The organism is Mucilaginibacter sp. SMC90 (assembly GCF_022811725.1).
GTDB lineage: Bacteria > Bacteroidota > Bacteroidia > Sphingobacteriales > Sphingobacteriaceae > Mucilaginibacter.
This window is the reverse complement of the sequence record NZ_CP094527.1, coordinates 2697710-2710825: the sequence shown is the minus strand read 5'-3', so window position 1 is coordinate 2710825 and position 13116 is coordinate 2697710. Positions and strand designations below refer to the sequence as shown.

Sequence of the window (13116 nt, the reverse complement as noted above, 5' to 3'; positions counted from 1 at the left end):
ATGACTAAAACCATTTCATTTTTAAATAGTTAGATTTATACAAAAAACTTTACCACACATGGAAAATTTCAAACCAACAACCGACGACGGCAAAACCGCCGGCATCATCAGTTATTTTACGCTTATTGGCTGGCTTATTGCCTACTTTGCTTTGTATACCAACAATAAGACTCCCCTGGCAGCTTACCAGTTAAGGCAAACCTTATTATTTCACCTTGCTTCAATACTGGTTTCGTGGATTGCCGGTTTCATTATCGGTATGGCCTTTGTAACATCGGGTGTATTTGTAGGCGTATCCATTATCTGGATAGTTCGTTTAGGATTTTTAGTTATCTGGATCATCGGGCTGATAGGCGCGATCAACGGAGAAAGAAAACCCATGCCACTTATTGGTGAACCTGCTCAAAATATGTTTTCGGGCATTTAATCTTGAATTAAATTGTCCTTAAGCCTTACGAAGTTTTAAAAACTTTGTAAGGCTTGATACATTGCTACTGCTTTTCTAATATCTCTTTTGCTTCCTGAAGCTTGTCCATTTCATCTTTAGGTAAAACAGGAAACTCCAGCTTCAAGTCTTTCAAGGTATCGCGAATTATAGTTGAGATTGCTATACGGGTAAACCACTTTTTATCAGCGGGGATCACATACCATGGGCTATCATCTGTAGATGTTTCGCTGATAGCCTTTTCGTAAGCACTCATATACTCATCCCAATGTTCCCGTTCTGCTATATCGCTGGCCTGAAATTTCCAGTTCTTTTCCGGGTTATCAATTCGCTTTAAAAACCGTTTTTTTTGCTCCTGTTTAGAAACATTCAGGAAAAACTTGATTACAACAGTACCACTGCTGCTAATATGCTTTTCAAAATTACGGATACTCTCATACCGCTGCTCCCAAAACTGCTTGTCAATATCTTTCACTTCTTTTATCGCCGGGTTATTCTCCTTTAAAGCAAGTTCCGGGTGCACTTTAACTATCAGCACATTTTCATAGTGCGACCGGTTATGGATACCTATGCGGCCTCTCTCGGGCAGGGCTTTGTAATGCCGCCATAAAAAATCATGATCATAATCTTCAGAACTTGGCTGTTTAAAACTATAAACCTGGCAGCCCTGGGGATTTAAGCCAGACATGGTATGAGCAATGGCACTGTCTTTCCCTGCTGCATCCATTGCCTGAAAAATGATCAGTAATGAATAGTTGTTTGAAGCATAGAGCTGGGTTTGCAACTTGAAAGTTTCGCCTATCAACTCAATTAGTACATCCCTGGCATCCTCTTTTTTGTAGCCGTCGCTAAACGCCGGATCGTAATCTTTCAACGAAAATTTAGCGTCATTTTTTACTTTGAATTGTTCTGTAAGATTCTTCATATTAATAGGTATCTAAACAAAATATAAAATACCGGATAATGTTTTACTAACCTGGTTTAAACATGCCGGTACGTAACAAAAGCGTCTTTTTTTGATCCCGGCAGCATTTAATTTATTTATTGTGTACTTTGCACATCATAAATATGTATTATACCAGTGTTAACCTAAAATTTACCTGTCTATTTTACGTTGTTTATATTTGTCAAACAACACTATGATGTAGTGCTATAATTTTTCATCTTTACCCAATGTTCAGACGTATACGCAATCGCTTTTTAAGATACTTCGTCATATTCTTTTATTTTGTTATCATCTTTTTTTGTTCAATAGAACTTAACTTTCTTTGGCTTTTCGGATACTCTCCGGACATGCAGGACATAAAAAGCCCTGTACTTTCGGTAGGTTCAGAAGTTTACACTGCCGATGGCAAATTGATAGGCCAGTACTACAAAGAAAACCGCTCACCCATCGAATTTAAAGAAATCTCTCCTAACCTTGTAAACGCCCTTATAGCAACTGAGGATGCACGTTTTTACAGCCATGGCGGTGTAGATTTTTATTCGTTTTTTACCAGTGTGCTTTCAACTGCCAAAGGCGACAGGCGTGGCGCAAGTACCATTACCCAACAGTTGGCCAAAAACCTGTTCGAAACACGTAAAAAGAAATCGCAGGGTGTTATCAAGCATATCCCGGTACTGCGTACGGTTGTGTATAAATGTAAGGAATGGCTTACCGCCTTTAAAATTGAACACGTTTACAGCAAACAGCAGATACTAACGCTGTATTTTAATACGGTGCCATTCGGTAATAATACGTATGGTATTAAAACTGCATCGCTAAAATACTTTAATAAGCAACCAGGTGCTTTAAATCCGGCCGAATCGGCATTACTTATCGGTATGCTTAAGGCTACGTCAAGCTATAATCCAATCAAAAACCCGCAGCGTGCTACCGAAAGGCGCAATACCGTTTTGGGGCAGATGGAAAAATACAAATACCTCACCGCCGATCAGTTTAAAGCTAATGTGGCGCTGCCGCTCGGCCTTGATTTGAGTTACGTTGAAGACGATTCACATGGTGATTCATACCTGCGCCGGGCCGTTGAAAAATGGCTGGATAAATGGTGTAAAGAGAACGATTACAACCTTTACGAAGACGGTTTGAAGATCTACACCACCATCGACTCAAAGATGCAGCAATATGCCGAAGAGGCCGTTGCCGAAAAGATGAAGATGTTGCAAAAACGCTTTTATAATCTTTGGGGAAACAAAAACCCATGGCGCGATTCAAAAGGTGTTGAGATCAAAGATTTTATTCTAAAAAACGAACAAAGACTGCCTATTTATAAATTACTGGAAAAAAAATACAGCAGCGATACAGTAAAAATCCAGGACTACTTTAAGGCTAAGAAAAGGATGAGGGTGTTTACCTGGCATGGTGAACAGGATACTACTTTCTCTACTATCGATTCCATAAAATACTACGCCAAAATCCTGAATACAGGCATGATGACCCTGGAGCCATCAACCGGTAAAATAAAGGTTTGGATAGGCGGCATAGACCATCGTTTCTTTAACTACGACCACGTTAACCAAAGCCGCAGGCAGGCAGGCTCAACCTTCAAACCTTTCGCATACCTTACAGCGCTTGACAACGGCTATACACCGTGCGACAAGTTCACCGACAAGCCGGTATCTATAAAATATAAAGACAATGGTGAAGACAAAGTTTGGGAACCCAACAATGCCGATTTTCACTTTTCGTACCGCGAAATGTCTTTGCGCTGGGCTATGGGAAAATCTGTCAACTCTATTACCGCACAGCTTACAGAAAAAGTTGGCTGGGATAAGATTGTTGAATATGCCCATCGCTGTGGCATCGAAAGCCCGTTAAAATCAGTTCCATCGGTATCGCTTGGCTCAAACGATGTTTCTGTTTATGAAATGGTTAGGGCATACAGTACCTTCCTTAACAAAGGCGAAAAAATTGACCCGTTACTGGTTACCAAAATCACCGATCAGCAGGGTAATGTAATACAGGAGTTTAAGCTTAAAACCGAAAAAGTATTGAGCGAAGAAACAGCCTGGTTAATGCTTTATATGTTCCGCGGAGGTATGGAAGAACCAGGTGGTACTTCACAAGCCCTGTGGGAATACAATGGCCTTTGGAAAAAAGATAACCAGATAGGCGGTAAAACCGGTACTTCATCTGATTATGTTGATGGCTGGTATATGGGTATCACCAAAGATCTGGTAACCGGTGTTTGGGTTGGTGCCGATGACCGTTCGGTACACTTTACCTCATCCGAAACCGGCGAAGGGTCGCACACTGCCCTGCCAATTTTCGGCAGCTTTATGGAAAGAGTTTACGCCGACAAATCGCTGGGGTATACCTATGGCCCGTTCCCTAAACCATGGACCAAGATCACCAAAACCTATAACTGCCCATCGCCACATATTGAAGAAGATACAACATCAACAGATAGCTTAAGCAACCCTATTGATACAACCGGCGTAACACCTGTACAGGAAAACAATCCTGAAAATCCGGAAAATAATGCACCGCCGGGCAATAAATAAAGTATTACCGGCGCTTACTTTCTGTTAATGAAGAGAAAATGAATAAGGTTGTTTTTTAATTAAGAGCAACCTTATTTTGTTAAATTAGCCATATCTATTTAGTTAAATAATATATGAATAAAGTTTACTCACTTTTCAATAGAGTTAAAAAGCACACCATCATATTATTTTGTTTAGTTGGCTCGCTGCTGATAGGCACCAACGCGCAGGCACAGTATTTTGGCCAAAACAAAGTAAGATATAAAAACCTCAAGTTTAACGTTTACAAAACTCCGCACTTTGAGATTTACTATTACCTGAAAAATGATAGCATGGTGAAGCGTTTTGCGCAGGAAAGTGAGCTTTGGTATACCCTGCACCAACAAGTTTTCAGGGACACCTTTAAACATGCCAATCCAATAATTTTATACGCCAATCACCCAGATTTTCAGCAAACTACCGCTATTGACGGCGAGATCAGCGTAGGTACAGGCGGTGTTACCGAAGGCCTTAAAAACCGCGTGGTAATGCCGGTGATGGAAACCAACCAAACTACAAGGCACGTAATAGGCCACGAGTTGGTGCATGCCTTTCAGTATCGCTTGCTGATGGGGCATGATTCGTCTGAATATGAAAATATCAATAACATTCCGCTTTGGATGATTGAGGGTATGGCCGAATACCTGTCATTAGGTAAAAAGGACACCTACACGGCTATGTGGATGCGTGACGCTTATCTGAACCATGATATCCCTACCGTGCGCGACCTTACAGAAAGCAGCAAATACTTCCCTTATCGTTATGGCGAGGCTTTCTGGTCGTTTATTGGCTCAACTTATGGCGATACGGTTATAGTCCCCTTCTTTAAAAATGCGGCCAAATTTGGTATGGACTATGGCATTAGGCGTACATTTGGTTATGACGACCGCACCCTTTCCCGCCTTTGGAAAAATTCAATTGAAGCTACGTACAAACCATTTTTAAAAGATACCACCCAAACACCTAAGGGCATAAAACTGATAGATAGCAAAAACGGAGGCGACCTTGTTGTTGCACCGTCTGTGAGCCCCGATGGTAAATATGTGGCTTTCCTATCGGCCAAAAGTTTGTTTAGCATTGATCTTTACCTGGCCGATGCCAAAAGCGGGCGTATATTGCGCAAGCTTACGAGTAAGGTATCCAATACTCATATTGACGAATTTAACTTCATCGAATCGGCCGGAGCATGGTCGCCGGATGGTAGCAAATTCGCGTTTAGCGTGTTTAGCAAAGGTCGTAACAGGCTTGATGTGGTTGACCTGAAAAGCGGTAATGTCATTGACGATATCTCTATGGAGCAGGTAGGCCAGTTCAGTAACCTGTCATGGTCGCCAAATGGCAGAGATATTGTTTTTCAGGGATTGGTTGAAGGTCAGGGTGATTTATATTCTTATAACTTCGACACCAAAAAGATCACCCAGCTTACCAACGACAAGTATTCCGATTATCAGCCAAGCTACTCGCCCGATGGTAAAAAGATCGTATTTTCAAGCGACCGGAGCACCTATGATCAATCACTTGAACAGGATATCCCCTTTAACCTGGCAGAACTTGACCTGGCAACAGGAAAAGTAACCGATATCAAAATTTTTAATGGTGCCAATAACCTGAACCCTCAGTATTCGGCAGATGGAAAGCAGATCTATTTCCTGTCAAACCGTGATGGGTTCCGCAATCTTTACCGTTATACTACTGCTTCGGGTCAGATAGAACAAATGACAAACCTGTTTACGGGTATTTCAGGTATTACAGAATACTCGCCGGCTTTAAGCATTTCCAATCATGATGATGTAGTTTACTCATATTACCGGGCGCAAAAATATTCTATTTATAACGCCAAAGCATCCGATTTTACACCAGTTGTAGTGCAGCCGGGGGATATTAATTTTGCAGCAGGAACCCTGCCTCCAAACCGTTCGGTAGGTGTTGACCTGATCAACTCTAACCTCAATAACTTTTTAGCCTATCGCAAAATCCCGACCGATTCGGTTAAGGCTATCCCCTTCCGCTCTAAATTCAAACTCGATTACCTTGCCGGTAGCGGCATCGGAGTTGGTGTAAGCAACTTTTATGGCACGAGTCTTTCAAGCGGGATCCAGGGGGTGTTTAGTGATATTTTGGGCCGCAACCAGATCTTTGCCGCCGCATCGGTAAACGGACAGATCTATGATTCTGGCGCTGCGGTAACCTACGTAAACCAAACCGGCCGCTGGAACCTTGGTGTTGGTATTTCTCACATCCCCTACCAGTTTGGCTTCAATACTACCACTTACCCGGTAAAAAACGTTGGCGGTAAAAATCAAACCGTTTATTCAGATAATATTGACATTATCCGCAATTTTGAAGACGCCGGCAGGGTGTTCACCTCCTACCCTATATCAAGGACAACTCGTTTTGAGGTAAGTGGTGCTGCATCACACAACTATTATCGCGTTGACCGTTACAGCGATTCTTACCTGCTGGATACCACAGTAGTAAACGGTAAACAACAGGTTAATATAGGTAACTATATCAACTCCGACAGGAAAAAGATCCCGAATGACGAAGAATCTGCAACCCTTAACCAAAATTACGGCTCAACTTATTTCTATAACTTAAAAGCATATTCCATTTTAACGCTTTCGACTGCGTTAATTGGTGATAACTCATTTTTTGGTGTTACAGCGCCATTAAACGGATTCAGGTACAGGCTGGAAGCCGGTTATAACTTTGGTACTTACCGTTTCTTTTCGCCAACTATTGATATAAGAAAATACGTACGCACCGCTCCTGTTACCTTTGCTGCCAGGTTCTTTGCTACAGGTAGGTTTGGCGATGATAAAGGGCTTTATCCATTATTTGTGGGTTATCCTTTTTATATCAGGGGTTATGAAGGCCAAACATTTTATAATAACGGCAAGGCCACCACAAATGGCTTCACTATTGATCAGTTATCGGGCAGCCGCTTAGCTGTGTTTAATTTTGAGGTGCGTTTGCCGTTTACAGGTCCCGAAAAATTAGCAGCAATCAAATCCAAATTCCTGTTTACCGATCTTAACTTATTTTTTGATGCGGGATTAGCCTGGAATTCTGGCGATCATATTTATTTCCAGAAAGACCCGCCGGTAATTGGTCAGCAGGACGTTGTTGATAATACCGGAAATGTAACCACTCAAAACATTTACGGCCGTGTACCGGCCTTGAGCGCGGGTATCTCTTTACGTATCAACGTTTTTGGGGCGTTTATCCTGGAACCTTACCTTGCCGTTCCGTTTAACCGCAGTGATGTTAAAAAACCTTTGTTTGGCTTAGGCTTTACACCGGGTTGGTAATAATACTTACTGTGACGAAAACAGAAAAAGCGGCCGATGGCCGCTTTTTCTGTTTTATATTTATCATCAATGATGGCTACGGCAGTAACACATGCGCCGTTTCCATCCATTTCTTTATCAGCGCCACCCTGTCTTTCATAAACTTAGGCCCCCAGAATAAATTCGACCAGTCATCAAAGTTTTCACACTGAAAGCCAAAATAAAACAGCCAAAAGCCAAAACCTAAATATGGTATAGCGGCAATTTCTTCATTTGATAATGGCCGCACTTTACGGTAACTATCAACAAAAACGCCGAATGCATCACGAGCCTCTTGTTGGCTGATTTTGCCAGAAGTAAACTCTAAAAAGTAATGAATAAAAAAAGAAGTAATATCATAAGCCAATAGCCCTTTGCCCACGAAATCAAAATCAAAGAAAGTTATATCGCCTGCATCATTGAAATGAAAATTTTTAGGCATGAAATCAAAGTGGCAATAGCCGTAGCTAAAACTACCATCAAATTGATTAAATCGTTCAATCACTTCCGTAGCAGCTTGCTTTAGATAGGCAAAATCATCCTCCAGCTCCACAAATGCAGACTCAAGTATCCTTAACGGATTAACGATAACAGTTTCGATTGAATACTGCTGGCGATGATGGTAAAGCTCAATTGCAGATGTAATATTATGTATCGCCGCCATCTCCCTGCCCACAGTTTCGAGCTGCTGATCATTCATCGCATAAACAACACTACCTTGTGCCCATGAAAACAAAATGCCATACCGGGTTCCTTCGGCAGCGTTGAAAACCTGTAATACTTCTCCGTCCGTATCAGGAATGGGGTTGGCTACTTTGGCACCTTTTTCAAACAAGATGCTCAATAACTCAACTTCGCCTTTGATCTCCTCCAGTTTGCGGTGTGCATCACGGTAAATTTTGAAAATGTATTTTTCCGTTGCGTTTTCAATAACATAGGTATCGCTCACATTGCGGATCAACAACCGGCAGGTAGTATCGCTTAAACCATAACTTTTCTGAAGTTTTATATTCAGTGCTTTTGATGATAAGGTTGAGTATTGTGTAGGAAAGACATCCATAGGTAAACAAAGGTAAGTTTTAATGTGTAACCCGGTTAATCATTTCAAAACCTATTTATATTTTGTATGTTTAGCTTGTAACCTACACACTATGAAAACTTTACTGCCATTTATATTTACTGTACTTAGCCCGGCTATGCTGCTGGCTCAAACTGTAAATAAAAGCGGTAACCAAGCGGCCGGGGCCGCCATGCTCCCAACCAATGATATTGTAAAAAACATATCGCTTGCCCCCAATACTCATACTTTTTATATTTTCATTCAAAAAACAAACCTTACCCGAACATACACAAGTCGTGGGCCCATAACCATATTTGTACCGGTTGATGACGGATACAGCGACATGCCCACCGGTAAATTTGATTCGCTTGCAAAACCTGCACACATCTGGGAACTTACAGATTTAGTTGCGTACCACGCTATTGCCGGGCAGCTAAAAGAAAGAGACATTCAAAAAAAGATCAATAAAGGTAAAGGAATGGCTACGTTCACTACGCTTTCGGGTGGTAAGTTATTCGCTAAAATAGATAGCAGCAATAATATCGTTTTGATTGATGGAAACGGTGGCAAAAGTGTTATCAGCCGGTTTGATATTAAGCAAAACAACGGCATAGTACACCTTGTAAGTAAAGTTTTAGAACCAAAGAAGAAAGTAATATAAACAGACTGCCGTATGACAATCCTGCTATAATATAATTACGTATTTGAGTTATAGATTCTAATGCTTCTGTTAACAAAAAGGAGCACATATTACCAGGATAATATCAAAATATAACAGGCTATGAAAATATTCATTTTAGCAGTGATCGCATTAAGCATATTAACAGCTTTAGGATGCCATAATACTAACGGACAGGATACCAAACGCAAGTTGAGCAAGCCAGCCGCCGAATGGAAAAAAACACTTACACCTGACCAATATCACATTATGGTTGAAAGCGGAACTGAACCGCCTTATCATAATGAATATTGGAACAACCATGAAAAAGGCATTTACGTAAGTGCTGCAACCGGCGATACATTATTCACCTCCGACGATAAATTTGACAGCGGTACGGGCTGGCCAAGTTTCGTTAAACCGGTTGACCCAAAAAAAGTAGCAATAATTACTGATAACAGCTACGGCATGAGCCGCGACGAGGTTATCGAGAAAAGCACGGGCTTACACCTTGGCCATGTATTTGATGATGGCCCTGCCGACCGCGGCGGCAAAAGGTATTGCATGAACTCGGGTGCTTTAAAATTTATTAAAAAGCCATAACCCTACGGTTTGCATTTAATGACGGGCGCAGTTGTGGCCTAACACGCAAGCCTTGCTCATATTTTAATCCAATGGTCAGGTCTATCCAATCGGCGTTAACAGATCTGATCATTTTTTCTTTTTGCGGGCGTGTATAAGTGCTCACCGTTTTAAAACGTTCCATGGCCTGCTCTTCGGTGTTGATCTCCTCAAAATAAACCAAACGGTTAAGCTGCTGCGCGTTGTCAAAAAACAAGGTTGGCATTTCGCTGTAAAACTGGATGGTTTTCATCAGGTCTGAACACAAACCAACATGTAAATTTTTACGGTTCCTGTCGGTAATGATATAAACAAAACGTTTCATTTTATGATAAAAAATTTGGTGAACAGATAATTATTACTAACTTTATGAGCATAAAATTACTAATAAATTTAGCAAATCCAAATTTTATGTCAATAATTTCACAAAATATTAAGTTTCTCCGCAAAAAGAAGGGTTTAACGCAGCAGCAATTTGCGGACGAATTAGGTATAAAACGTTCATTAGTAGGCGCATACGAAGAAGACAGGGCCGACCCAAAATACGACTTACTAAAAACATTAGCAACCTATTTTGATGTTACTATTGATGACTTCATCAACGAAACCATCAACGAAAAATGGCAGCCAAAGCCAAAAGGTAACCCTGCTAACCTGCGTATCCTGAGCATTTCTGTTGATAAGGATGAAAATGAAAATATAGAAATGGTACCTGTAAAAGCAAGTGCAGGCTATCTTAACGGTTATGCCGATCCTGAGTACGTAGCCCAATTACCCAAGTTTTATTTACCCATGTTTAAACAGGGCACTTTTCGCGCCTTTGAGATCAAAGGCGACTCAATGCTGCCTTTGCAATCAGGCACTATTATAATAGGTGAATATGTTGAAAACTGGGGCGACGTAAAAAGCGGCGAAACCTATGTAGTAATATCCAAAAATGATGGTGTGGTTTATAAACGTATCGGCAATAAGTTTAAAGAGAATAAAAAACTAAAGCTTATTTCTGATAACCCGGTTTATGAACCTTACGAGATACAAGGCGAAGATGTGCTGGAACTGTGGAAAGCCAAAGGTTATATTTCAACGCATTTACCAGAGCCATCGCCCGAGCCTACAATGGAAAGCCTTACCAGCATGATGGCACAAATGCAGCGCTCCATATCAAATTTACAGCAAGGCAACAATTAAGTTACATCAGCTTTTTTAAACCATTACGATATATCTTTATCATACTGTTAAAACGTAAATTAAATTAAAAAAGCTATGAAAAAATTATTGTTAATGTGCTGTTTCCTGATCGGAATTTCAGCAGCCAGCCACGCACAAGGCGGTATGAGGAAAAGCCCTGAAGAAAGAGCTAAAGATTTGCAAACCCAGCTTAAATTAACAGATGATCAAACAACCAAGATCACTGCAGTTTACAAAGAGCAGGCAACCAAAATGGATAGCGTGCGTACTGCTGCCAATGGCGACAGGGATGCAATGCGATCTGCAATGCGCCCAATGATGGAAGCAACCACCACCAAGATCAAAGCTATTTTAACAGCCGATCAGGCTGCAGCTTTTGACAAAGCAATGAAGGAAAGAATGGACCGCATGCGCCAGGGTGGCGGTGGCCAGTAAAACATTATCACATAGAAAAAAGCGACCAATGGTCGCTTTTTTTATTTTTGCATAAAACGAAGCACATTGAAACCAGCCGAAGATTTCTTAAAGAACAAATTGTATGAGCGACAACAATCAGGAACATACCGGGAGCTTAAGCCCGAAAACGGTTTGATTGATTTTTGCTCGAACGATTACCTCGGCTTTGCCCATTCGGCTGTTTTAAAACAAAGTATAGTACACGAAGTAAATACTCATCCGCTTAGCCTCAATGGAGCCGCCGGGTCAAGACTACTATCGGGCAACATACAATATGCCGAAGATCTGGAAAAGCAAATTGCAGCACATCATGATAGCGAAGCCGGCTTGCTCTTTAATTCGGGCTACGATGCCAACCTTGGCCTGCTTTCATCCCTTGCACAACGCGGCGATACCATTATTTTAGACGAACTGGTGCACGCCTCTATCATCGACGGGGCAAGATTGAGCTACGCCAACCGCTATAATTTCAAACATAACGATCTGGAAAGTTTGGAAGCTAAGCTAAAATTGGCCAAAGGCAATTGCTACGTGGTTATTGAAGGTGTTTATTCTATGGATGGTGATGCTCCTCCCCTTTTGGAGATCCTTAGCCTGACTGAAAAATATAACGCCGCACTGATTGTTGACGAGGCGCATGCGGTAGGTCTTCGCCCTAAAGGATTGGTTTACGAACTTGGTTTACAACAAAGAGTTTTTGCCCGTGTGGTAACATTTGGCAAGGCACTGGGTGGCCACGGGGCCATAGTGCTTGGCAGCAACAATCTGCGGAATTACCTGATTAATTTTGCACGCTCTTTTATTTACACAACCGCTGCCTCTTTCCATCAGCTGGCAGCTATCAACATGGCCTATCAGCTGTTAAAAAACTCCAGCGAAGCTATCATCAGCCTAAAAACGAACATTGAACTATTTAAACAGGCGGTAAATACAGGCGAAAATTTCACGCTGCTAAACAGCGACAGCCCTATCCAGTGCATTATACTCGGGAGCAATGAAATGGCCCGCGAAGCAGCCAGGCAATTGCAAATGAATAACCTGGATGTAAGGCCCATTCTAAGCCCAACAGTTGCACAAGGCACAGAACGCGTCAGAATTTGCCTGCATAGTTTTAATAGCGAAAATGAATTAACTTTGCTGGCTACTACACTTAATAAATTTACATTATTACATGCCCGATAAGCAACCGATATTTATTTCCGGCATTGATACCGGGATTGGTAAAACCCTGGTTTCGGCTATTTTAACCGAAAAATTAAATGCCGACTACTGGAAACCCATACAATCCGGCGATCTTGATCAAAGTGATACGCTAAAGGTTAAAAGCCTTGTCTCAAACCAGGTTACACAGTTTTTTCCGGAGGCTTATGCTTTAACTCAGCCATTTTCACCTCACAAATCGGCCGCTCTTGATAAAATAACCATCGACCTGGAAAACATTGTTCTGCCCAAAACAGATAACCAGCTGATCATAGAGGGTGCCGGTGGACTCATGGTGCCACTAAATGATAATTTCCTGATCATTGATCTCATCAAACAGCTCAATGCACGGGTGATATTGGTAACCAAACATTACTTAGGCAGTATTAACCATACTTTGCTGTCGTTACATGCCTTAAAAAAATATGGCATCCCGGTTATGGGGGTTATTTTTAACGGCGATAAGGACATATACTCAAAAAGCTATATCCTTGACTATTCGGGCGTAGCCGATCTTGGGCAAATTCCCGATTTTAAAACAATCAACAAAAAAACCGTTAAAGAGGCCGGTAACTTTATTACCTTGTAACGTCGGCAGCTTATAAACCTATATTTTGCCGGTTTTGTAAATTCACAA

Annotated in this window: 12 protein-coding genes; 9 read left to right on the top strand and 3 right to left on the bottom strand. The window is 41.4% G+C overall.

Annotation, left to right across the window (positions count from 1 at the left end):
* Positions 1–58: 58 nt before the first annotated feature.
* Positions 59–427 (top strand): DUF4870 domain-containing protein, encoded by a 369-nt coding sequence (locus tag MTO98_RS11720; RefSeq protein WP_243486837.1) that lies wholly within the window; start codon positions 59–61, stop codon positions 425–427.
* A 64-nt stretch (positions 428–491) separates the two neighbouring features.
* Here MTO98_RS11720 and MTO98_RS11715 read toward each other — a convergent pair whose 3' ends face one another.
* Positions 492–1370 carry a polyphosphate kinase 2 family protein gene (locus MTO98_RS11715; RefSeq protein ID WP_243486836.1) on the bottom strand — a complete coding sequence of 293 codons (879 nt, stop codon included), beginning with the start codon at positions 1368–1370 and terminating at the stop codon, positions 492–494.
* Between the two features lie 248 nt (positions 1371–1618).
* Here MTO98_RS11715 and MTO98_RS11710 point away from each other — a divergent pair, with 248 nt between their 5' ends.
* Together MTO98_RS11710 and MTO98_RS11705 are read left to right on the top strand one after the other, a co-directional pair.
* Positions 1619–3949, top strand: coding sequence for a penicillin-binding protein 1A (locus MTO98_RS11710; protein WP_243486835.1), 2331 nt, complete (start codon positions 1619–1621; stop codon positions 3947–3949).
* A gap of 113 nt (positions 3950–4062) precedes the next feature.
* Entirely contained in the window at positions 4063–7278 is a 3216-nt protein-coding gene (locus tag MTO98_RS11705) for a DPP IV N-terminal domain-containing protein (protein WP_243486834.1), read from the top strand.
* Positions 7279–7354: 76 nt separating this feature from the next.
* Here the strand turns inward: MTO98_RS11705 and MTO98_RS11700 are convergent, their stop codons facing one another.
* Positions 7355–8356 carry a phosphotransferase enzyme family protein gene (locus MTO98_RS11700; RefSeq protein WP_243486833.1) on the bottom strand — a complete coding sequence of 334 codons (1002 nt, stop codon included), beginning with the start codon at positions 8354–8356 and terminating at the stop codon, positions 7355–7357.
* Between the two features lie 91 nt (positions 8357–8447).
* Between MTO98_RS11700 and MTO98_RS11695 the strand changes: the two genes are divergently transcribed.
* A complete protein-coding gene (locus MTO98_RS11695; protein ID WP_243486832.1) occupies positions 8448–9017 on the top strand; it encodes a fasciclin domain-containing protein in 570 nt (189 codons plus the stop codon).
* Between the two features lie 120 nt (positions 9018–9137).
* Positions 9138–9617: a peptide-methionine (R)-S-oxide reductase MsrB gene (gene msrB, locus MTO98_RS11690; RefSeq protein ID WP_243486831.1), complete on the top strand. Its 480-nt coding sequence runs from the start codon at positions 9138–9140 to the stop codon at positions 9615–9617.
* On the opposite strand, the gene MTO98_RS11685 is transcribed toward msrB, so the two are convergent.
* Positions 9604–9960, bottom strand: coding sequence for a GIY-YIG nuclease family protein (locus MTO98_RS11685; RefSeq protein ID WP_243486830.1), 357 nt, complete (start codon positions 9958–9960; stop codon positions 9604–9606). The two genes, msrB and MTO98_RS11685, sit on opposite strands and share 14 nt — an antisense overlap.
* Positions 9961–10046: 86 nt before the next feature.
* Between MTO98_RS11685 and MTO98_RS11680 the strand changes: the two genes are divergently transcribed.
* The 4 genes from MTO98_RS11680 to bioD all read left to right on the top strand — a co-directional run bounded on the left by MTO98_RS11680 (position 10047) and on the right by bioD (position 13068).
* Complete coding sequence (locus MTO98_RS11680) at positions 10047–10823, top strand: XRE family transcriptional regulator (protein WP_243486829.1); 777 nt, start codon at positions 10047–10049, stop codon at positions 10821–10823.
* 75 nt (positions 10824–10898) lie between these two features.
* Positions 10899–11258, top strand: coding sequence for a hypothetical protein (locus MTO98_RS11675; RefSeq protein ID WP_243486828.1), 360 nt, complete (start codon positions 10899–10901; stop codon positions 11256–11258).
* Between the two features lie 66 nt (positions 11259–11324).
* On the top strand, positions 11325–12461 hold the full coding sequence (locus tag MTO98_RS11670; protein ID WP_243486827.1) for a pyridoxal phosphate-dependent aminotransferase family protein: 1137 nt from the start codon (positions 11325–11327) through the stop codon (positions 12459–12461).
* Positions 12451–13068, top strand: a complete 618-nt coding sequence (gene bioD / locus MTO98_RS11665) for a dethiobiotin synthase (RefSeq protein ID WP_243486826.1) — start codon at positions 12451–12453, stop codon at positions 13066–13068. The genes MTO98_RS11670 and bioD overlap by 11 nt, the downstream gene beginning before the upstream one ends.
* Positions 13069–13116 lie beyond the last annotated feature (48 nt).

Excerpts from the sequence above, each read along its gene's own strand:
- MTO98_RS11675 (WP_243486828.1), top strand. The coding sequence starts at position 10,899 with ATGAAAAAATTATTGTTAATGTGCTGTTTCCTGATCGGAATTTCAGCA.
- MTO98_RS11720 (WP_243486837.1), top strand. The coding sequence starts at position 59 with ATGGAAAATTTCAAACCAACAACCGACGACGGCAAAACCGCCGGCATC.
- msrB (WP_243486831.1), top strand. The coding sequence starts at position 9,138 with ATGAAAATATTCATTTTAGCAGTGATCGCATTAAGCATATTAACAGCT.
- MTO98_RS11710 (WP_243486835.1), top strand. The coding sequence starts at position 1,619 with ATGTTCAGACGTATACGCAATCGCTTTTTAAGATACTTCGTCATATTC.
- bioD (WP_243486826.1), top strand. The coding sequence starts at position 12,451 with ATGCCCGATAAGCAACCGATATTTATTTCCGGCATTGATACCGGGATT.
- MTO98_RS11685 (WP_243486830.1), bottom strand. The coding sequence starts at position 9,960 with ATGAAACGTTTTGTTTATATCATTACCGACAGGAACCGTAAAAATTTA.
- MTO98_RS11695 (WP_243486832.1), top strand. The coding sequence starts at position 8,448 with ATGAAAACTTTACTGCCATTTATATTTACTGTACTTAGCCCGGCTATG.
- MTO98_RS11705 (WP_243486834.1), top strand. The coding sequence starts at position 4,063 with ATGAATAAAGTTTACTCACTTTTCAATAGAGTTAAAAAGCACACCATC.
- MTO98_RS11715 (WP_243486836.1), bottom strand. The coding sequence starts at position 1,370 with ATGAAGAATCTTACAGAACAATTCAAAGTAAAAAATGACGCTAAATTT.
- MTO98_RS11680 (WP_243486829.1), top strand. The coding sequence starts at position 10,047 with ATGTCAATAATTTCACAAAATATTAAGTTTCTCCGCAAAAAGAAGGGT.
- MTO98_RS11700 (WP_243486833.1), bottom strand. The coding sequence starts at position 8,356 with ATGGATGTCTTTCCTACACAATACTCAACCTTATCATCAAAAGCACTG.